General features: G+C 60.7%; 14 protein-coding genes and 1 pseudogene. 5 read left to right on the top strand and 10 right to left on the bottom strand.

The genetic code is table 11. The features are described 5' to 3' along the window. Positions 1 to 135: 135 nt before the first annotated feature. The 7 genes from AC1DLB_RS00735 to AC1DLB_RS00705 form a co-directional block, all read right to left on the bottom strand. Entirely contained in the window at positions 136 to 603 is a 468-nt protein-coding gene (locus tag AC1DLB_RS00735; protein WP_138866709.1) for a DUF2946 domain-containing protein, read from the bottom strand. A 21-nt stretch (positions 604 to 624) separates the two neighbouring features. Continuing rightward, entirely contained in the window at positions 625 to 1104 is a 480-nt protein-coding gene (locus tag AC1DLB_RS00730; RefSeq protein WP_477784483.1) for a copper chaperone PCu(A)C, read from the bottom strand. Positions 1105 to 1152: 48 nt separating this feature from the next. Continuing rightward, positions 1153 to 1551 carry a DUF2946 domain-containing protein gene (locus AC1DLB_RS00725; RefSeq protein WP_018928437.1) on the bottom strand — a complete coding sequence of 133 codons (399 nt, stop codon included), beginning with the start codon at positions 1549 to 1551 and terminating at the stop codon, positions 1153 to 1155. A gap of 48 nt (positions 1552 to 1599) precedes the next feature. Then, a complete protein-coding gene (locus AC1DLB_RS00720) occupies positions 1600 to 1911 on the bottom strand; it encodes a hypothetical protein (protein WP_018928436.1) in 312 nt (103 codons plus the stop codon). Between the two features lie 253 nt (positions 1912 to 2164). Further along, positions 2165 to 2887: a cobalt-precorrin-6A reductase gene (locus tag AC1DLB_RS00715; RefSeq protein ID WP_477784482.1), complete on the bottom strand. Its 723-nt coding sequence runs from the start codon at positions 2885 to 2887 to the stop codon at positions 2165 to 2167. Beyond that, positions 2884 to 3981 (bottom strand): cobalt-precorrin-5B (C(1))-methyltransferase, encoded by a 1098-nt coding sequence (locus tag AC1DLB_RS00710; RefSeq protein WP_477784481.1) that lies wholly within the window; start codon positions 3979 to 3981, stop codon positions 2884 to 2886. Before AC1DLB_RS00710 ends, AC1DLB_RS00715 begins: the two co-directional genes overlap by 4 nt. Further along, entirely contained in the window at positions 3974 to 5185 is a 1212-nt protein-coding gene (locus AC1DLB_RS00705) for a bifunctional cobalt-precorrin-7 (C(5))-methyltransferase/cobalt-precorrin-6B (C(15))-methyltransferase (protein WP_019582259.1), read from the bottom strand. Before AC1DLB_RS00705 ends, AC1DLB_RS00710 begins: the two co-directional genes overlap by 8 nt. Before the next feature lie 143 nt (positions 5186 to 5328). Here AC1DLB_RS00705 and cobG point away from each other — a divergent pair, with 143 nt between their 5' ends. The 5 genes and pseudogenes from cobG to AC1DLB_RS00680 all read left to right on the top strand — a co-directional run bounded on the left by cobG (position 5329) and on the right by AC1DLB_RS00680 (position 16708). Next, positions 5329 to 6630 carry a precorrin-3B synthase gene (cobG, locus tag AC1DLB_RS00700; protein ID WP_477744182.1) on the top strand — a complete coding sequence of 434 codons (1302 nt, stop codon included), beginning with the start codon at positions 5329 to 5331 and terminating at the stop codon, positions 6628 to 6630. Continuing rightward, the gene (locus AC1DLB_RS00695; protein WP_007937188.1) at positions 6623 to 7249 is read left to right on the top strand and encodes a precorrin-8X methylmutase; all 627 of its coding nucleotides are present in this window, start codon (positions 6623 to 6625) and stop codon (positions 7247 to 7249) included. The genes cobG and AC1DLB_RS00695 overlap by 8 nt, the downstream gene beginning before the upstream one ends. Next, positions 7249 to 7980 (top strand): precorrin-2 C(20)-methyltransferase, encoded by a 732-nt coding sequence (locus AC1DLB_RS00690; RefSeq protein ID WP_018928431.1) that lies wholly within the window; start codon positions 7249 to 7251, stop codon positions 7978 to 7980. The genes AC1DLB_RS00695 and AC1DLB_RS00690 overlap by 1 nt, the downstream gene beginning before the upstream one ends. After that, positions 7980 to 9680 (top strand): precorrin-3B C(17)-methyltransferase, encoded by a 1701-nt coding sequence (gene cobJ / locus AC1DLB_RS00685; RefSeq protein ID WP_477744181.1) that lies wholly within the window; start codon positions 7980 to 7982, stop codon positions 9678 to 9680. Before AC1DLB_RS00690 ends, cobJ begins: the two co-directional genes overlap by 1 nt. Before the next feature lie 475 nt (positions 9681 to 10155). After that, positions 10156 to 16708, top strand: a pseudogene (locus tag AC1DLB_RS00680) (TcdA/TcdB pore-forming domain-containing protein). Between the two features lie 119 nt (positions 16709 to 16827). Here the strand turns inward: AC1DLB_RS00680 and AC1DLB_RS00675 are convergent. The 3 genes from AC1DLB_RS00675 to purD form a co-directional block, all read right to left on the bottom strand. Further along, entirely contained in the window at positions 16828 to 17424 is a 597-nt protein-coding gene (locus AC1DLB_RS00675; RefSeq protein ID WP_018928428.1) for a MarC family protein, read from the bottom strand. An 82-nt stretch (positions 17425 to 17506) separates the two neighbouring features. Then, positions 17507 to 20281 carry a hybrid sensor histidine kinase/response regulator gene (locus AC1DLB_RS00670; protein WP_018928427.1) on the bottom strand — a complete coding sequence of 925 codons (2775 nt, stop codon included), beginning with the start codon at positions 20279 to 20281 and terminating at the stop codon, positions 17507 to 17509. A gap of 99 nt (positions 20282 to 20380) precedes the next feature. Further along, complete coding sequence (gene purD / locus AC1DLB_RS00665) at positions 20381 to 21676, bottom strand: phosphoribosylamine--glycine ligase (protein ID WP_064616059.1); 1296 nt, start codon at positions 21674 to 21676, stop codon at positions 20381 to 20383. Positions 21677 to 21809 lie beyond the last annotated feature (133 nt).

The raw sequence follows: 21809 nt of genomic DNA, 5'->3' as shown, positions 1-21809 counted from the left end.
CCCGCTGGGCTGCGCAGCGGCCCCTTTTGTGAGTGCTGCGCACTCAGGCGGGAGCAAGCTCCCTCGCCACAAAAAAATCGCCCCCACAGGTTGCTTGGGTTGACTTGCGGACCGTGTGGGATCGGAGGTGGGTGTTTACGCGACGATGGGCGGGGCGCGGGTGCGGGCGCCAGGGAAGAAGGTTTGCCGGGCGTGGCCCAGGCGGGTGGCGGGTGTGGTGAAGGTGGTGGCGGACGGGGTGTCGAACGCGGTGAATGAAGTGCCACCGGTGAGTGCCGGGCAATTGAACAGCAGGCTGCAATAGCCGCATTTTTCCCACAGCGCGTGATGCTCGGCTGTCGGCCGGCAGTGTTCGGCAACCGGTTGTGCGTCGTGGTCGGCGTGCTCCATCGCCGACATGTCCGAGCCCATGTCCATCGACATGTTCATGGACATGCCTATCGCCATGCTCGAAGCAGCCGCGCGCGAATCCATCGGCATCGACTGAGAAATCAGTGGGCCGATAAAGATCATCAGCATGGCGAACAGGCTGATCCAGCTGCCGCGGGTCAGGCTCATTGGCTGACGGCGGCGCACGGATGGCCTGGCGCTATGCGGGCGCATAGGCGTTTTCAACGGGGGCGATTACTGGGCGTGCATGTGCGCTTGCATGCTGTCCGGTGCCTTTTTCTGCACCGAGACCTCGACCGTTACATCACCGGACTTCTCGAAGTGCAGGGTCAGCGGGAAGCGCTTGCCGTCGYTCAACAGGCTGCGGTCTCTGAGCTCCAGCAGCATCACGTGGTATGCCATCGGGGCGAAGGTGACATCGCCGCCAGCCGGAATCTCGACGCTGGGCACTTGCTGCATTTTCATCAGATCGTTTTGCATCACATGTTCGTGCAACTCGGCCTTGCCGGATATTGGCGATCCGACGCTAAGCAGCCGATCAGCGGTTTTGCCGCTGTTGTGAATCACGAAATACGCCGCGACGGTGGGCGCGTTGGGCGGCAACTCCTGCGACCACGGATGGGCGATCTCAAGTTCGCCAACCTTGTATTCGTGGGCATTGGCAAAACAGGCAGGCAGCAGCAACACAGCCAGGACGATGAGTTTGTTCAACATGGCAGTTCTCCAGAACGATTCAAAACGCAGGTCAATTGCGAGACGGAATCACACCAGAGGGGAAGCGCGGGGGTTGAGACTCGGCCATTGCTGGCGCGGTGTCGGTGTGTCGAGCGTGGCAGGCGGCACGCTTCGATTGGCCTCGAATCGCGCGTAATACAACTGCGGCGCATGCCCCGGCAACGCCACCAACGGCGCGGAGCCCGAGCAACACCAGCAATGCTGCATGTTGGAATGATCGTCGTTCTGCGGGGCTTTCTGCTCGATGTCACCCAGGGAAATCGCCACCAGCTTCGTGCCGCTGGAAGAGCAGAAACTGCCCCACAACAACTGCTCGGCAGGAGATTTCGCCGTTTGCGCCATCGCTCCGGACATCGGCATGGCGAGCATGTTGAACAGCACTGCAAAGCAGGCGATCCAGGCAAATGCGAGCCGTTGTCGGGACATGGGGCAGATCCGTTTGAGTGGGCGATCAGGCGCGGCTATTTAGCCTGATCAGGGGCGATAAGTAAAAAGACCGCGTGCGGTGTGGTGTCGCAGCGAGTCAGTCAGCATATCGAGCAGCCGGCGTGCAAGCTCAGCCTCGCCGTTTTGAAAGAGTGTAGCGACTTCGACTCTTAATGCCTGAGCGAATTGAGGGTCACTTTGGATTCTTGCCCGGATTGTGTGTTTGACATCTCTGAGCGCTACACGATTGAAGCTTCCATCGCCCGGGTCTTCCTCTTCGCAGGCCTTGATGTAGTGCCACATATCGGCAGACGTCAGGAGAAACTCAGTGATATCGAAGCGAGTGAATTTTTCAGTCATCCGCCATTTCCCGTTACATGGGTGGGGCTTGAAATATGGGGGTTGGGTTGTGAGCCCACAAGTCAGTCGATTTGGATGATGTTGTGCGTTAGGTCCGATGGATATGTAGGGGATTGCGCATTTTCTGTAGCAGCTGCCGAAGGCTGCGTTCGGCTGCGTAGCGGTCGTGATCCCATGCGCCGCAGTCAACCTGGCAGACCGTGGTGTTTGATTTTACGACTGCTGCGCAGCCGAACGCAGTCTTCGGCAGCTGCTACCAGTTTTGTGTGAGGGCCGTTAAAACCTCAGTCACCGCCCCAAACTCCCGCTCAACCCCCGGCAACACCGGCCGCTTCAACACCAGCACCGGCACTCCACGTTCCCGCGCCACTTCCAGCTTCGGCTCGGTGGCGGTGCTGCCACTGTTCTTGCTGATCAGCACATCGATCTGCCGCCGCTCGAACAGCGCGCGTTCATCCTCGATCAGAAACGGCCCACGGGCGCCGATCACTTCGCAGCGCGCGTTGCCCGGATAAACGTCCAGTGCACGCAACGTCCAGAATTGCTCCGACGGGATTTCGTGCAGGTGCTGCAATGGCTCGCGACCGAGGGTGAACAGCGGTCGGCGAAAGGGTTTCAGCGCTTCGATCAGCTCGCCCCAGTCGCTGACTTCGCGCCAGTCATCTGCGGCTTGTGGCTGCCAGGCCGGACGGCGCAAGGCCCAACAGGCAATGCCGCTCAACTTCGCGGCGGTGGCGGCGTTGTGGCTGATGCGGGCCGCGTAGGGGTGGGTCGCATCCAGCAGCAGGTCAATGCCTTCGTCACGAATGAACTGCGCCAGACCTTCGGCGCCGCCATAGCCGCCAACGCGGACCTGACAGTTCAGATCCGTCGGCACCCGACCGACACGGGCCAGGCTGTAGATGTGCTCCGGCCCCAGGGTTCGGGCGATGGCCAATGCCTCAGTGACGCCGCCGAGCAACAACACGCGCTTCATTGAAAAACTCCCGCATGGCCGACAATCCCGCCCTGGCGATCGATGGCGAACACTTCGACCTGAACCTGCGCCGGCACCACGCTGCGGGCAAAGTCGAGGGCGTGCTGGCACACCGCGTCGCCGAGGGCGATCCCGGCGGCGCTGGCCATGGCCAAGGCTTGTTGACTGGTATTGGCATCGCGGATCGCCTGTTGCAACGCCGCATCGGCACCGACCGCCGCGGCCCATTCGGCCAGTTGCGGCAGGTCGATGCTTGAATGCCGACTGTGCAAATCCATGTGCCCGGCCGCCAGTTTACTGATCTTGCCGAAGCCGCCGCACAGGCTGAGTTTTTCCACAGGTACTTTACGCAAGTGCTTGAGCACCGCGCCGACGAAGTCGCCCATTTCGATCAGGGCGATTTCCGGCAAGTCGTAGACCCGGCGCATGGTGTCTTCGCTGGCGTTGCCAGTGCACGCGGCGATGTGCAGGTAACCGTTGGTTTTGGCGACGTCGATGCCCTGGTGGATCGAGGCAATGTAGGCGGCGCAGGAGAATGGCCGGACGATGCCGCTGGTGCCGATGATCGACAAGCCGCCGAGAATGCCCAGCCGCGGGTTCATGGTCTTCAGCGCCAGGGCTTCGCCGTCCTCGACGTTTACCGTAACCTCGAAGCCGCCCTGGTAATTCAGTTCCTCGGCCAGCAACGTCAGGTGATCAGTGATCATCTTGCGCGGCACCGGGTTGATCGCCGGTTCGCCGACGTTCAGCACCAGCCCGGGCCGGGTGACGGTGCCGACGCCACGGCCGGCGCTGAAGCGGATACCCGGTTCGCTGTGCAGGCGCACCTGGGAAAACAGCAGGGCGCCGTGGGTCACGTCGGGGTCGTCGCCAGCGTCCTTGATCGTTCCGGCTTCGGCGCCGTCGTCCGTCAGTCGACAGAACTCCAGGCGCATCTGTACCCGTTTGCCTTTGGGCAGAATGATCTCGACGGCGTCCGCTTCCACGCCGCCGAGCAGCAGGCGGGCGGCCGCGAGGCTGGTGGCGGTGGCGCAGCTGCCGGTGGTCAGGCCGCTGCGCAGCGGGGCGGGTTGTTCGGCGGTTTCGTCACGCATCGAGGGGTTTCGTCACGTCCAGCAAGGTAATCGGCAGCGCCTGACGCCAGGTATCGAACTCGCCCAACGGTTGCGCCTGGGCGACGTGAATGCGGGTCAGCTCACCGCCATGCCGTTCACGCCAGGCCATCAAGGTCACTTCGCTTTGCAGTGTCACAGCATTGGCGATCAACCGGCCGCCGGGTTTGAGTTGCGCCCAGCAAGTATCGAGCACGCCTTCACGAGTGACGCCACCGCCGATGAAAATCGCGTCCGGACGTTCGAGTCCGCTCAGGGCTTGCGGCGCACTGCCGCGAATCAATTGCAGGCCGGGAACGCCCAGGGCATCGCGGTTGTGTTCAATCAACGCTTGCCGTCCCTCATCCGCTTCGATGGCCAGCGCTCGGCAACTCGGGTGAGCGCGCATCCATTCGATGCCGATCGAGCCGCTGCCGGCGCCGACGTCCCACAGCAGTTCGCCGGGGATCGGGGCGAGGCGAGAAAGGGTGATGGCGCGCACGTCGCGTTTAGTCAGTTGGCCGTCGTGCTGGAAGGCCGAATCCGGCAGGCCGGCCAGGCGCGACAGGCGCGGTGTGTTGGGTTCAGCGATGCATTCGATGGCGATCAGGTTCAGATCGGCGATCGCCGGGTCGCTCCAGTCGTTGGCAGCGCCCTCGATGCGCCGTTCGGCTTCGCCGCCCAGATGTTCCAGCACGGTCAGGCGACTCGGCCCGAAACCGCGCTCACGCAGCAGCGCCGCAATGGCCGCTGGACTCTGGCCGTCGTTGCTCAGCACCAGCAAACGCACACCACTGAACAAATGAGCGTTGAGCGCGGCGACGGGACGGGCGACCACCGACAGCGTCACCACATCCTGCAACGGCCAGCCCAGGCGAGCGGCCGCCAGTGACACGGAGGATGGGGCGGGCAGGATCAGCATTTCTGCGCCGGGCAGTTGCCGCGCCAGGCTGGCACCGACGCCAAAGAACATCGGGTCGCCGCTGGCCAGCACGCAAACCGGCTCGCCCCGCAGCGCCAATAGGGGTTCAAGGGAGAATGGACTGGGCCAGAGCTGGCGCTCGCCGCGAATGCACACGGGCAACAAATCCAGTTGCCGTTGGCCGCCGAATATCCGCGAAGCGCCCAGAAGGGCGCGACGGGCGTTCTTGCCCAGGCCCTTGAAGCCGTCTTCACCGATACCTACTACTGTCAGCCAGGGCGACATCTGCAGTCCTCAAAAAATGCCTCAAACGGGGTGTTCCGACGGGCAGGCTTTTCATGCCGTCGGACAAAGCAGGCATAATACCGCGCCTTCGCCTGCGAAGCGCCTTTCCCACACAGCCGGTCGCCCCTTTGAACGAACGCCCGATGTCCACCGCCTTACGCCCCTCGGCCTGCCCGGGGTTGCTGCGTATCGTCCCGGCACTGGATGGCGGCATCTGCCGGATCAAATTGAACGGCGGCTCGATCAGCGCGGTCCAGGCTGAAGCGGTGGCCAGCGCGGCCGAACGGTTTGCCGGGGGCGTGATCGAGGCGACCAACCGGGCCAACCTGCAGATTCGCGGAATTGGCAGTCAGCAGACGGCTTTGATCGACAGTCTGCTCGCCGCAGGGTTGGGGCCGCGTACCGCGGCGGGCGACGATGTGCGCAATCTGATGCTCAGCCCGTCTGCCGGGGTTGACCGGCACATGCTCTTCGACACGCATGCGCTGGCGGAGCAGATCCTCACGACGCTGCAAAGCCACGAACGTTTCCACGAACTCAGCGCCAAGTTTGCCGTGCAACTCGATGGCGGCGAGGCGTTGGCGATGCTCGAACACCCGCATGATCTGTGGTTGTCTGCTGCTGAGCGAAACGGCGAGCTGTTACTGGCGTTCGGTCTGGCGGGTTGCCCTACGGACAGGCCCGCAGGCGCGGTGTCACGCGAGCAGGGGCACGCACTGGTGGTAGCGGTGCTGGAGTTGTTTCTCGACCTGGCGCGTCCGGATCAAACACGAATGCGTCATTTGCTGGCCGAGTATCCACTCGCAGAGTTTCTCGCTCGCCTGGCCGAGCGTGTGCCCTTGAAGTCGATTACCGATTGGCAGCGTTCACTGAACCTGGACACTCTGCACATCGGCGCTCATCCGCAACGTGAAGCCGAATACGTCTATGTCGGCGCCGTACCGCCTTTGGGGCGGCTCGATCCCGTCATGCTCAGGGGCGTGGCGCAACTGGCGTGCGAATTCGGCGACGCGAGTCTGCGTTTCACTCCATGGCAAAGTCTGTTGCTGCCCAACGTTCGAAAAGAGCGGGCGCCTGAAGTGATTAGGCGTCTGGAGCAACTGGGCCTGCTATGTGACGCTGATCAGCCTGTGTCGCGGTTGATCGCCTGCACCGGTTCCGCTGGCTGCGGCAAGGGCCTGGCCGATACCAAGAGCGACGCCATGCAGTTGGCCGCGCTGTTGCAACGTCACGATCAAGCAGTGCATTTATCCGGCTGCCAGCGTTCCTGCGCCGCGGCCCATGTAGCACCGGTCACGCTGCTGGCTGTCGCCCCCGGTCACTACGACCTCTATTTTCGCGATGCAGGGCATCCGGGTTTCGGCGCCCTGCACGCACACAACCTTACTATTGAAGCGGTCGCAGCCTTGCTCGACGCCCGCTCACGGAGTTCCCTTGATGCTTGATTACATCCGCGACGGTCAGGAGATCTATCGCAACTCCTTCGCGATCATTCGCGCCGAGGCCAACCTTGCGCGTATTCCGGCCGATCTGGAGAAACTCGCCGTGCGGGTGATCCACGCCTGCGGCATGGTCGAGGCCATCGATGGTCTGCAATTTTCCGAAGGCGCCGGCAAGGCCGGGCGCGATGCGCTGGCGGCCGGTGCGCCGATTCTGTGCGACGCGCGGATGGTCAGCGAAGGCGTGACCCGTGCGCGTTTGCCGGCCAACAACCCGGTGATCTGCACCCTGCGCGACGACAGCGTGCCGGAGCTTGCCCGCGAGTTGGGCAATACCCGTTCCGCCGCCGCGCTGGAGCTGTGGCGCCCGCATCTGGAAGGCAGCGTGGTGGTGATCGGCAACGCACCGACCGCACTGTTTTATCTGTTGGAAATGCTCGATGCCGGCGCGCCGAAGCCGGCGCTGATCCTCGGCTTCCCGGTGGGCTTCGTCGGCGCCGCCGAATCCAAGGCGATGCTCGCGGCGGACAGCCGTGGTGTGCCTTTCGTCATCATGCAAGGCCGGCTGGGCGGTAGCGCCATGGCCGCCGCCGCCGTCAATGCCCTCGCCACGGAGATCGAATGATGCAGCAACCTGGACGTTTGATTGGCCTGGGCGTCGGCCCCGGTGATCCGGAACTGATTACCGTCAAAGCCTTGCGCCTGCTGCGCGAATCGCCAGTGGTGGCGTACTTCGTCGCCAAGGGCAAGAAGGGCAATGCATTCGGCATCATCGAAGCGCATCTGCAAGATCCACAAACCCTGCTGCCGCTGGTTTATCCGGTGACCACCGAAGCGCTGCCGGCACCGTTGTCGTATGAACAAGTGATCAGCGATTTCTACGATACGGCCGCTGAACAACTCGCCGCGCATCTGGACGCCGGCCGTGATGTGGCGGTGATCTGYGAAGGCGATCCGTTCTTCTACGGCTCCTACATGTACCTGCACGATCGACTGGCCGAGCGTTACGAAGCCGAAGTCGTGCCGGGTGTCTGCTCGATGCTTGGTGGCGCCTCGGTACTCGGTGCGCCGCTGGTGTATCGCAATCAGAGCCTGTCGGTGTTGTCCGGCGTGCTGCCCCACGAAGACCTCAAGCGTCGCCTGGCCGATGCCGATGCGGCAGTGATCATGAAACTGGGGCGTAACTTTCCCAAGGTCCGTCAGGTGCTCGAAGAACTCGGTCTGGCAGAGCGTGCGCTGTATGTGGAGCGCGCGACCATGGCCAACCAGAAAATCGTGCCGCTGGATCAGGTCGAGCCGATGTCCTCGCCGTATTTCTCGCTGATCATCGTTCCCGGCGAGCGGTGGCAAGGCTGATGACTCATTCCACGCCCGCAATCGTCATTCTCGGTCAAGGCAGTCTGGCCACTGCCCGCCGCATTCAACAGGTGTATCCGGCTGCGTTGATCCACGGCCTGGCCGGACGGGTCGAGGGTGCCGACCGCACTTATCCCGAATTCGGCGCGACCCTGCGCGAGCTGTATCAGCAGGACACGCCGATCATTGCCCTGTGCGCGGCGGGGATCGTTATTCGCACCCTGGCTGCGCTGTTGCTGGAAAAGGGCGCCGAACCGCCGGTGCTGGCCGTGGCCGAAGACGGCAGCGCGGTGGTGCCCTTGCTCGGTGGCCTCGGTGGAGTGAACGTCATGGCGCGCGAGATCGCTAGCGGGTTGCAGGTCGCTGCGGCGATCACCACCAGCGGCGAACTGCGCTTTGGCACCTGCCTGCTCAATCCGCCAAGCGGTTACGCCCTTGGCGATCTGGAACTGGGCAAGCGTTTTGTCTCTGATTTGCTCGCCGGGCACAGCGTGCGCATCGAAGGCGCGGCGCCGTGGCTGGAGCAGGCGCAGTTGGTGGAAGATCCGCTGGCGCAGCGTTCGATCCATGTCGGCAGCAACGTCCGTGAGGCAAGTGCCAATGAGCTGGTGATTTATCCGCGCAGTGTTGCGGTGGCGATTGGCGCCGCCGCAGATTTGCCGAGCACTGTTCGCGCGGCGTTACAGCAGGCGAACGTCGCGGTGCAGGCGCTGGCCTGCCTGGTGGCGCCTGACACTGAAATGGCCAGCCCGGTGTTGCATGAAGCGGCCGTTGCGCTGGGTGTGCCGCTGCGTTTTGTCGCGCCGGCGAGCGATATCGGCGCGTTGGCCCGTAGCGCGGTGCCCGAGGCGACGATCATCGCAACGGCAAACAATGTGGCTGTGGCCGTGACCGAACAGCCACTGGACCTCACGCAAGTCGGCCGCCCACGCGGGCGTCTGGCCGTGATCGGCCTCGGCCCGGGCGCCGCCGAACTGATGGTGCCGGCCGTCAAGGCCGAATTGGCCCGGGCCACCGATGTGCTCGGCTACGAAACCTACGTGCGCATGGCCGGTCCCTTCCGCGCGGATCAGGTGCTGCATTGCACCGACAACCGCGAAGAAATGCAGCGTGCCCGCCACGCCTTCGAACTGGCGGCCCGGGGCCGTTCGGTGATCGTGGTGTCCTCAGGCGACCCGGGCGTGTTCGCGATGGCGGCGGCGGTGCTTGAAGCCTTGCACGAGTCGAGTGACCCGGCCTGGCACACTGTCGAGCTGGAGATCCTGCCGGGCGTCTCCGCGTCGCTCGCCACCGCTGCCCAGGCCGGTGCGCCGCTGGGGCATGACTTCTGCGTGATGTCCCTGTCGGACAATCTCAAGCCGTGGTCGATCATCGAAAAGCGTCTGGACCTGGCCGCCGAAGCGGACCTGGCCCTGGCGTTCTATAACCCGATCTCACGTTCACGGCCATGGCAGCTGGGGCGTGCGCTGGAGATCGTCGCGCAGCATCGCAAACCTGAAACGCCGGTGGTGCTGGGGCGGGATATCGGCCGACCGGGACAGACCTTACGCACGACCACCTTGGGGGCGTTGACCCCGGATCAAGTGGACATGCGCACCATGGTGCTCGTCGGCTCTTCCACTACCTGCGCATTCCCTCGCGCGGAGGGCGGCGATTGGGTGTATACGCCACGCTGGTACGGTGAAAAACCGGCGTCCTGATAGCCAGCGGCCCTTCGGGGCCGCGGTCTTTTCCGTCACTTCACAGCACTGGAATCCCAGTGGTCGGGTTGGTTTTTTCCACGTTCGAACGTGTCGTCCTTTTCAGCGGCTGTCATGGGATTTGGCGCGGTTGCCTGTGGTCTTTTTTCTGTCGCTAATGTCTTGTTTTATTTATTCGGAAATATTAAATATTTTGCATTGTTGAGTGTGTGACAGGTTTGTTTGAAGTGGCAGTAGTTTAATGTTTGTTCGTGGTGTGTTAAGTAACTTTTGGTGTCGTTAGAGTGTGTTGTTAAATTTTTTTGTTTCTGCTTTATTGAAATTAATTGAATTTCTTCCTGTTTGAGCTTGCCTGTTTCAAGGCGTAGTTTTCAACTTCCAGGCCAAGACTTTAGATGCCCTGTTGTTTGAGTGTCTGTGCTTATTGGCTGGCCTATTCGTTGATAATTAAACCGACACAGTAAACGGGATACGCATGCACGATATTGAGCGCCGAAACAAGGATGGTTATGTTGATTTTGTCAGTCTTTTCAAACTGGCGGATCTTGAGCGCGGATTGTCGTCGCATAAAGACAGTCCGCACTACGAGGAACTATTGCGTTATTACTTTGCCTGTGTGGGGCTGCTGGAGTCGCCAAGACTGCTCGAACCGTTAGGGTTATTCAAACACACGCTGACACTGTTGCTGGGCAACAAGCGAGTCAAACGCAATCTTGATTCGCAGACGCCGGGCAATGCTGACGACACCGCGATGCAACTATCGCAGATACATGACGAAGTCGAACGGTATGAGTCGCGTCTTCGGTTCAGTGTGGAGCAGATGAACACAGTGGCGACGGAAGTTCCCAAGGTGTTGCATTTTGTCTGGCTCGGTGGCGGTCTCGGCGCCATTCAGCGCGATTACCTCAACCTATGGAAACAGGTGTTGGCCGAGCATGGCTACACCCTCAATCTCTGGTATGACAGTGATGCGCTGCTGGCATATCAAACCAACAAACTGATTGTCGACGCCGCCAAGGCGCATGCCCTGACGCAGGTCGCAGACAAAAGTATCTCCGAAGATGAACTGGCAACCCTGTACGAGGAGCGCGCTATTGTTCTGAAGCAACAGATGTACGCACACATCAATGCGGCAGTGGCAAACGGTGAATCAGCCGATGAGGCACGGATGGATTTGCTGACTCGGGCCTACGGCCAGGATGCGGCGAAGCTGCAAGCGTTGAAGGAAAGCAATCACCGCAGTGTGCAGGACATGAACGGTTTCCAATTGCGCGATCTTGATGCGGCCGAGGTGCCGTTGCAATTACAGGGCATCTACGAACAGGAAATGCGATTACGCGGCAATCTGGCGGCGGCGTCCGATGTGGTGCGTGTTGAAGTTCTGTTTGGCGAAGGTGGCATCTATGCCGATGTGGATAACCTGCCGCCGTTATCGAGAACGCTGGGCGGAGTCGATATCCACGGTTTGGGTTCCGATGCGCATTTGGGGATTTTGCAGTTATTGCTCAATGACAATCCTGAATGGATGCCTGGGCGTCGGGCATCCTCCAGTTACATCGAGACGATTCCCCCTGAGCATTTGCCGGCACTGGAGGCTTTTGTAAAAAGCCGGCCGGGCCTGAGTGAGGTATTTCAGCCACCGGCAGATCGGTTGGCCCGACCCTTTATGCTGCGAGCGGCGTCGGAAGGCAGTTCGATAACGAATGCATTTCTGATGGCGCATCCCCGCTCGACGATTCTGCAAACCGTGCTCGAGCGTTTCCGGTTCAACTATGAGGTGATAGAGGCTTCGAACCGGTTGGCCGCCCGACGAGGCGTTGCTTTGAGCGATGTTGATGCCATGGCACCGCTGGTGCAGGAAGTGGTGGAAGGAACGTATGGGCCGCTGATTGAGCTGTCGATGGAAGAGGAAATATTTGCAGGGTTTCTGATCGATGCCATTGCGACCTACTTTCGCGACGGCATTCGGCTTCAGAGCGAAGGGACTATCTACCTGACCGGCCCTGGAGCCGTGCGTGATGGCATGGCCGATTACGCAAGAGCCCACTTTACCCCCTCGGTGGCTGAGGCCGTGCGCAAGGAGGYCGCCATTGCGCGCTACACGTCGGTCAACCGCGCGACCGAAGAAGAACTGGACCATTCCTGGAAGGACAATGAAACCGACCCTGATAAATGGGTCAGTAATGAGCAGAAACGCTGGCAGGAAGGCCAATACAAGACCCGTTATAGCGGCGATATCGCGCAATTGCTCAAAGGCCCGACGATTGAGTTCGAGCAGGGCTGGCCGGTGATCGAAGAGCGGCCGGTGCTGCTGACCCACGTGCTGGAGCGTTTGGTCGAAGGGCTGGGCGAGCCGTTCATGGCGGCGATGAGTCGGGGACACACTGGCGCTATCCGCTTCGAAGATCCACTGCCGCTGAGTTTTGATGATCGCCAGGCCATTCGTAATAAGCCCCTCGAATCGCAAGCCCCTGCTTTCCTGAACGATGGGAAAAGCCACAACCCGGGTGTCGATGAAGTGCTGAGCGACATCGCCAATGGCACCCGTCACTTCGTCGAGACGACCCCCTTGCAGAGGCTGTCGCTGGGGGTGTTGTTGGGGATGGACTCACTGCATAACCAACGCTTTGTGGAGTTCACCGGTGAGCTGGACAATCTGGCCAACAGCATGGTCGGGCAGGGCGCTTCAGGCCGTTACGCCGTCATTGAGCGGCAACTGTACAAGCGCGAGGCACCGGGATTCATCGCCAGTCTGAACAGTGATTCAGAACCGGCGCCGAGGGCGGCCGGCAGCGCACTTGAACTGAAAAAGGCTGCATTGACACTGGYGCGGACGGCGGGCCAGTGGGGGCGCCATGTGGCGCAAATCCAGCAGGTGGCGACCCTTGAACATCGCATGCAGATCGTCGAGAAGGTGGGGCAGATACTCGACGAGATCGAAGCCAGCAGCATCAAACTGGTTCCCCAGGATCTGCTGCTGCGCAGCGGTGGCGAGGCGGTTGGTGGTCGGTGCTACCCGTTGACCCTGGTGATGAGCGCGGCACTGCTGCAGGACGACGTGGCCTCCCGGCAGTTGCGTGAACGTTTCTATCTGTCCGCCATCGATCCCGAGCAAGCTGATTCGGCAACCTTCCTTCAAGCGCTGGAAGAGCTGCGGGATGTGCAATTGAACGATGTAGGGGCACCGCTTGACCGCGCGGACCTGGATCAGGTCACTGCCGCTCTCGAGCAACATGAAGGCAGCCGCGCACTGATGCTTAACTCCGACAATCATTCGATGCTGGTGGCCAAGACCGTAGAGGGCGATCACACCACTTATCATTTTTACGACCCCAACTTCGCGTTGTTCGAGTTCGAGCAACCGGCCATGTTCAAGCGGGCGCTGGAATACTTTTTTCTGAAGCAAGGCATGGCACGGCATTACGCGGCCTATGGTTCGCAAGCCCGGCCGGAGTTTGACCTGATTGACCTGCATGGGGGAAAGGTGTCTGACTTGAAGCTGTCTGCCGGATTTGCCGTGGAGCAGCTACTGAAGTCCGAACCGTTGCCGGGAGCACCGCTGCGTCCGATTCGCCAGCGCCTGAACAGTGCCCGTGGGCAATCGCTGGTCAACAATTGGCATCTGGGCAGCAGTTTGCTGGAGCTCGATAGCCACTGGTGGGGACAGCAGATCGCACACGCGTTCAGGTGATCAGCGGCGATCACCGTCTGTTGCGGATCAAGAATTGGCTGTCGGAACAGTTTTCGACCCTGGCGCGTAAACCGGCCGGGACGGGCGGTGTCGTGGATCCGACCGAGATCGGCAGTGTTCACACCCTCAACGCAGGGTTCGCCATTCAGGCGTTGATGAACGCGTTGCGTGGCCGGGAAGGGGAGGGCCGGACATTGACCACCGCCGTGCGCCTGCACGCTTACGTCAACTATGCCCAGTTGGTGCATGGCTCCGTCGTGGATGTGGTTGGCCTGGTGCAGTTGGTTCGCACCGCGTTGAGAGAAGAGAAAATCATCGCTCGTACTTGCGCTCCGGTCGTCGGCGAAGCTTTGGGGCATGCAGCCGGTGAAGGCGTCGGCGCCGTATTGGGGCTGGCCAATGTCGGCTTTGATATTTATCAGTTGTCGACGGCGCAAAACGAAGTCGAGAAGGCCCAGTTCGGTACTCAATTGACATTCGATACCGCCAGCCTGGCGCTCACGGCAGGCGGTATCGGTGCAGGACTGGCCGGCGCATCGACCGCCGCTGCGGTGCTCGGTGGCGCCGGGGTGATTCTTGGTGGCCTGGCCATTGGTGTTGCTGCACTGGCCCAAGGGTTTGCCAGCATCTTGCGAGACGCCGAGGAGGTCGGCAAGTTCTTCGACGACATGGATCGGGGGTATCGCTCGCACGGCTACCGGTTCGATCACACCGTTGGCGCCTGGGTCGTGCGGCCTTCGCTGATCGTCCAGCGCATAGATCTGGGTGCTGGCAAGTTGCTGCTCGACAGCCCGAAGCTGTTTCCACTGCACGACCACTTTGGAGTGCCGGGTTTCGATGTTGATTACACGCGAGCGATCAATATCCGCCAGGAATTGAACCTGCCCGGTCAAAAAGAATTTGCACCGCCCACAGGGCAAGCCATTGTGCTGCCATGCACACCGCAAACCTTTTACGGCTATGAGTACAAGGCGCTGCCGTTCGCCTCCGCATTTCACGACCCTGGTTTTGACACGGCCCGGCGCCTTGAAAAAAAGCAAGCGGATGGTCAGCGGCTATTTCTGTTTACGTTCTATTCCTTTCCGTCGCATTACATCCTCCACCGCCTGAATCCGGTGTATCGCGAAACAGTCATCGAGGTGCAACTGGATGCGGTGGATCGTTCACTGGTGGTCCCCGTTTTGCCGGATGCCTGGCACGGCAAGCTGTCGTATGAGCTGACAGGCGCGGGGGGGAGCTGTTCATTGATGCTCAATCCCGGTGCAAGTATCCGTCTTGTCTCTCCAAGCCTGAAGCAATGCCGCTGGGTGTTGCAGGCAAGCTGGGCGAGTGAAAGTGACATCCGCATCGAGCCTTACGGCGAACTGTACATCGGTACTGTCCATGTGAAAATTTCCGGCAAAGGTCGTCATGAGGTGCTGATCCAGGTGGCGGATAAACAGTTGTTCAGCGTTGACCCTGGCAAACCCCAATTGGACATTCTCCAGCAGACAGCGCCTGAAGGACTCGATGAACAGGCATTGCTGGCGCACTACAAAGGCCTCGCGCAGGAGCATCGACTGGTATTGCCGTACACGCAGATCCATCGTTACCTGATTCCGTACGAGGCGCCGGACGAGCCCCGTTACACCAATGCCTGGTATGACTGCGCTGAAGATCGTTTCCTGTATATCCGCAACGAGACCGTCCTTGAGGCCGACGAGGCGCAGCTGTCGATGGTGGTCGAGGGTTCTGCTTATTTCTACCAACCGGAGGGCCACCAGATCTGGCAAGTCGATGCCGCCACAGGCTTGCTCAAGAATCGCTATCGCTTACTGCTAGAGGACAGCAAAGGCTCCATTCGCAGTATCGAAGCGGATGCTCATGGTGTGATTCATGTCGTGCAGGAGTACGTCACGGGCAATCAGGCCGCCAGGCAGTACCGTTACCTGATTCATGAAGGTCGATTGCTGTTGAGTTCCGTGACTCACGATATGGCGCGGGAACTGCAGGCGTTGGTGTTTGCCAGCGAAACGCTGGCCGACTGGTCATCGGTGTTCGGCAAGTATGTGTGGGGCTGTTTTTCAACCTGACCGCGCAAGGCGAGGTGCAGCTGGGCGGCCTGAGCGAGCAGTGGCTCAACGGCCGCGCCCAGTGGTGGCAGGCGCTGGAGCCGATTGCCGAGCGTTACCCAGGCAAAAATATTGCCATTGTCGGCCTGCGCAATTTCGCCGATAACGGCAACGTGGGTGCCTGGTATGTGAGTAACCGCCTGGTGCTGTGCGATCCGGGACTCGACAAGGAAATTCGCCTGCTTGGCGTTACCCCGGACAATCAGGCGGTCTGGCTGTTCGATCTGTCCAGCGGTGAAATCTGGAATCAGACGTTCATCGATCCGCAGCAACTTGATCAGGCATTCGGCACGGGCTCGCGATTGTTACTGGGCGACAGGTTGCCGGCTCATCAACCAGAGTGGGCGGATTGGCGTTTTGCCGACGTGACCATCGAGGGCGCCGGCTTGCGTGGGACAACCGTTGACGGCGTACTGCTCGAACTCCGCCATCAAGAGGTGGAGATCATCACTGGCGTCAGCCACGACTGGGTGAGCGCCCATGGCGAACACTTTATCGAAAGTCTCCAGGCGTTACTGGAAACGACGGAACATGCCGAATTTGTATCTGTGGAGTCCGAACCCGGCAGCTTGCAGTGGTATGCCGTCCAAAGYGCCCGGTTGATCCGGATTACCGGTAAGGATCTGCCCGCAGATTATTCGCTGCTGGGCACTCAAGGCCGGGTCAATGTGTTGCTGCATGAGGCCCGGGAAGGACGGGTGCGTGTGTATCCGGACAGGCGAAGCATCGGGCCGTTCGATTATGTCCAGCGCAACGCCGAAGTGCTGGTTGTCGAAGGAGAAAAGCCCCTGGGTGATCTCCTGCCGCTGATTCCCGATGACGTCAATACRTTGATTCTGCGATTGGGGCAGGGTGCCGTGACTTATCACCTGACGAAGGCTGTCTGGCTGAGGCTCGACTCAGTCATCGTCGACTGCCGGCACGCACTGGGTGAAGTGCCGGCCATTCCAGGCAAATTGATCTGGGCCTTCGATGATCCGCAAAGATTGCTGTTCGAGATTGTTCAGGAACATYTGGTCATCGTTGACCCGGACAGTGAGCACAGTCTGATCTTCCGTGATGTGTGTTCCGTCGACCCGGCATTGCGCGGTGATGTGTTCCTCGCGTTTGAAAAGCTGCAATCCCATCCGGTATCGATGTTCGTGGCGCGGTTGCGCGACAGGAAAGAAAAAAACGGCAGTGCAACGCTGCAGGAGTTGTTGGCGGAGCCGGCAGTCGCAGGATAAGCAGCGACTGGCGCCGGGTTCATGAAAAAAGGCCGCGAACGATTCCGTTCGCGGCCTTTGACATGATGGGGTCGRTGTGGCGATCACCACGTTCACGGGATGACGGAGTTGTTCGCCTATCAGGGCACCAGATAGCCTTTTACGCCGGTAAAGATGATCTGTGCTGCCAGCGCACAGACAAAAAGTCCCATCAAGCGACTGACGATTTGCAGGCCCTGATCGCCAAGAATCCGCTCGATACGGTTCGACAAGTAAAGCACCACCCCCACCGTGAAACTGGCCAGGGCAATGCTGAGGATCGCGGTGAGTTTGTCGTCCCAGTGCGGTTGGCTGACACCCATTACCAACAGCGCACCGATGGTGCCCGGGCCGACGGTCAGGGGGATGGTCAGCGGGACGATGGTCACGTCTTGCTGCACGTTGTCGGTTTGCACCACCGACTTACCCTGGGCCATGCCCAGCGCCGAGATGAATAGCACGCTGCCGGCGCCGATGCGAAATGCATCCACGGTAATGCCGAACACGTCAAATATCACCCTCCCGAACAGGTACAGCAAGACGCTGGAAACCAGTGTGGCAATTGCCACTTTCCAGGCCAGGCGACGTTGTTCCTTGCGCGAATAACCGCGGCTCAGACTGATGAAACAGGACAACACGAAGAACGGGCTGTAGAGCACCAGCATCTTCAGATAAACGCTGAATAACACGTGGAGCATAATATCGGCTCGCGGCAGGAGATTGTTGGAGCGGAGTCTATCAGCCGGTTTAGAAAGTTGTCGGCGCGCGACGGGAGATTGCTCAGAATGTCGAAGCCGTACGATTCTGATGATCGCGCTGGGCAACCCAATGCTCGATCAGGTCGCGCAACTGCGACAGCTCGACCGGTTTGGCCATGTGCCCGTCCATGCCGGCCTGACGCGCGCGCTCTTTGTGCTCGGCGAGGATGTGCGCGGTCAACGCCACCACGGGGGTGCGAATCCGCTGGTTGCCGACTTCCCAGGCACGCAATTGCTGGGTGGCGGAGAAGCCGTCAAGGATTGGCATTTCGCAGTCCATCAGCACCAGGTCGTAACGCTGGGCCTTCATTGCCACCAAGGCTTCTTCGCCATTGCTGGCGGTATCCGGTTGCAGGTTGAGCTTGCCCAGCATGCCGCGGATGACCTTGGTCGAGATGCTGTTGTCTTCGGCCACCAGGATGCGGAAGTCGCTGGGCACCTTGACCGGAAGGGTGGGGCCGGTGGGCAGGTGCTGCGAGGTAGCCGGGCCGTTGTTGCGCTGGTTCAGTTCGTCCGCCAGGGTGGTCTTGAGGGTGTAGCCGGCCACTGGCTTGGCGAGGATGCGCTTGATCCCGGAGTTGCGCGCGATGATCTTGCTCGGCGCGTTGCTGATGCCGGTGAGCATGATCAGTAGAATGTCGTGGTTCAGGCTCGGGTCTTCCTTGATCTTGGCGGCCAGTTGCATGCCGGTCATACCGGGCATGTTCTGGTCCAGCAGGACCACGTCGAAATAATCGCGCAGGTGGGCCTTGGTGCGCAGCAGCGCCAGGGCCTCCTTGCCGGACGGTACGGCGCTGACGTTCAGGCCCCAGGCGCTGCACTGCTGCACCAGCACCTTGCGACAGGTGTCGTTGTCGTCCACGACCAGTACGCGTGCGCCTTGCAACGGACTGTCCAGGTCCGAGGTCGGATGCTCGAGACGGTCCGGGTCCAGTGGCAGGGTCAGCCACAATGTGCTGCCTTGGTTGGCGCCGCTCTTGATGCCGAATTCGCCCTGCATCAAACGGATCAGCTGACGGGCAATCACCAGCCCCAGATTGCCCCCCAGGCTGGTGGCCGAGAGGAAATGCTTGCTGTGCAGCTCGGCGTGCATCAGTGCGTCGCGCTCTTCAGCCTCCATCGGCTGGCCGCTGTCCTGCACGGCGATGCGCAGCCGCGGTTTGGCGCTGCGTTCATCCAGGGCGACAACGATCAGAATCTCGCCTTCGTCGGTTTTCTTCAGGGCGTTTTCCAGCAGGCTCAGCAGGGTCTGGCGCAGGCGCGTCGGATCGCCGCTGATGACGCGCGGTACCTGTGGCTGGATAAAGCTGATCAGCTCGATGTTCTGTTGTTCGGCCTTGGCGCGGAAGATGCTCAGGCAGTCTTCGATCAGGGCATTGAGGTCGAACTGCACATCGTCCAGCTCGATCTGTCCGGACTCGAGCTTGGAGATGTCGAGAATTTCGTTGATCAGTGTCAGCAGTTCGTTGCCGGCGCTATGGATGGTTTGCACATAGTCGCGCTGCTTGACCGACAGCGGTGTGCCCAGCAGCAGTTCGGTCATGCCCAGCACACCATTCATCGGGGTGCGGATTTCGTGGCTGATTTTCGCCAGGAATTCAGCTTTGGCGTTTATTTCGGCATTGCTGGCAGCCAGGTCGCGACTGACGCTGAAACGGTCTTCGGTGATGCTACGCTGTCGCTCGCCCAGGGCCACACTCATCAACAGGCCACTGATACAGATAAACACCAGCAGGGTGATGATCAGGCCTTGCGGGGCGACAAGGGTCAGCCCCTGCAGCGCCGGCAGGATAATCAACGTGCCAAGGTTGAACACCACCATGGCCGCCACGAACAGGCGAGCCGGGCGATAACCTTTTTGCCAGTGATGGGCGCTGACGAACAACATGCTCAGGCCGGCCAGGGCAACCAGTGCGTACGTGATCAGGTTCAGCGGCAGGGTGTTGACGAACAACAGCAGCAGGCCGCAGGCCACGATGAACAGGATGTCCCCCAGCAGCAGCTTGTTCAGCGGGTGCGGGCCGAGCGGGGCGAAAAAACGGTAGGCGAACATCAGGCCGCAAGGTGCGGTCAGCAGCAAGGCAAGATAGGCACCGGGTGTTTGTACGACGGACCAGTTCGGCAACCATGGTCGGGCCAGGTTCAGCAGCAGCACCAGGCTGAGCAGCAACAACCCTTCGCACGCTGCCAGCCAGAGGCTGCTGCGCGAGCGGGTGTAGGTGTAGCGGGTCAGGTTATGCAGGATCAGCATCCCGAGACAGCCAAAGAGCAGACCGTAGATCAACGTCTGGTTCTGAGTGGCTGCGCTCATGACCGCCGATTGCAGGGTGATGTAAGGCCGAAACTGGTGTTCGGAGACCAGTCGCATATAGACGTCGAGGGTTTTGTCGCTTTGCGGCAGCGGCAACATGAAGTCGTTGCCGGGCAGGGGGCGCTCAGCCTGAGGCTGCCCGGTGCCGGTATTCAATTGATCGATCAGCTGGTCGCCATCGAGCACATACAGATTGAGGTGCGACAGGTCGGGAGCGAACACCCTCAGCAACTGTTCGTGTTTGCCGGGTGCCAGCCTGAAACGCAGCCACAGCGCACCGTCAGGCCCGGCTGCGGTGAGGCGGTCGAGTTCAACGGGGCTGAATTGATTGGTGTAGCGGCCGGAGCGGATGTCGCTCAGCTGCAGATCGCCCTGTTCGTCGAGCAATACCGCCCAGCCACTGCCTTGCGAGGCCTGGGCCGGGAGCATGCAGAGCAAGGTCAGCAGAGTGACGGTGAAGCCTATGGCAATCCTGAGCCAGCGCACGGCGAAATCCCTTCGTAGGTTGATGCCAGAATATAACTATGCGCGGCGCCGGAATAGTCCGGCAAGGGCTGCAAGCCCTTGCCTGGCCGAATGGATGGCTTATTCCTGATTTTCGCCACGCTCGCGGGCAATGGCACGGTAGCCAATGTCCTTACGATAGAAGCAGCCTTCCCAGTCGATTTTAGCCGCCAGTTTGTAAGCCTGCTGCTGGGCTGTGTCGACGCTGGTGCCCATGGCGGTTGCGCACAGTACCCGACCACCGGCCGTCACCACCTGACCGTCCTTGAGTGCAGTGCCAGCGTGGAAGACTTTGCCTTCCAGTGCCGCGGCTGCATCCAGACCGTTGATGGCAACGCCTTTGGCGTAGTCACCCGGGTAACCGCCAGCGGCCAATACGATACCGACGCTCGGACGTGGATCCCACTGTGCTTCGACCTTGTCCAGCGCTTGCGCCAGGGCCGCTTCGACCAGCAACACCAGGCTCGACTGCAAACGCAGCATCACCGGTTGGGTCTCAGGATCGCCGAAACGGCAGTTGAACTCGATAACTTTTGGGTTACCAGCCTTGTCGATCATCAAGCCGGCATAGAGGAAACCGGTGTAAACATTGCCTTCCTCGGCCATGCCGCGCACGGTTGGCCAGATCACCAGGTCCATGACCCGCTGATGGACTTCGGCGGTGACGACCGGTGCCGGGGAGTAGGCGCCCATGCCGCCGGTGTTCGGACCGGTGTCGCCGTCGCCGACGCGTTTGTGGTCCTGGCTGGTGGCCATCGGCAGCACGTTCTTGCCGTCGACCATGACGATGAAGCTGGCTTCTTCGCCGTCCAGGAACTCCTCGATGACCACGCGGGAGCCGGCATCGCCAAACGCGTTGCCAGCGAGCATGTCGCGCACCGCGTCTTCAGCTTCAGCCAATGTCATGGCCACGATCACGCCTTTGCCGGCGGCCAGGCCATCGGCCTTGATCACGATCGGTGCGCCTTTTTCACGCAGATAAGCCAGGGCCGGCTCGATCTCGGTGAAGTTCTGGTAGTCGGCGGTCGGGATCTTGTGACGCGCCAGGAAATCCTTGGTAAAGGCTTTCGAGCCTTCCAGTTGCGCGGCACCTGCGGTCGGGCCGAAGCAATCCAGGCCACGGGAGCGGAACAGGTCGACAACGCCTGCAACCAGCGGCACTTCCGGGCCGACGATGGTCAGGGAAACGTTTTTCTCCGCGAAATCTGCAAGCTGCTCGAGGGCCAGCACGTCGATGGCGACGTTCTCGCACTTGGCTTCAATGGCGGTGCCTGCGTTGCCCGGGGCAACGAACACTTTTTGCACGCGCGGATCCTGAGCCACTTTCCAGGCCAGGGCGTGTTCACGGCCACCGCTGCCAATGATCAAAACATTCATTTCAAAAACCTCGGATGACGCTAATTCTGTTTTGGAACCTAAAGCGCTTCACGCCGTAGGAGGTCGCAATGAAGCCGGTAGATGCAAGGCGGAGTCGACCTCGATGAGCGGAGTTGCCTTTTGGCAATGAGCA

This window comes from Pseudomonas sp. 05N434, assembly GCF_056396965.1.
This window is presented reverse-complemented; position numbering and strand designations above follow the sequence as displayed.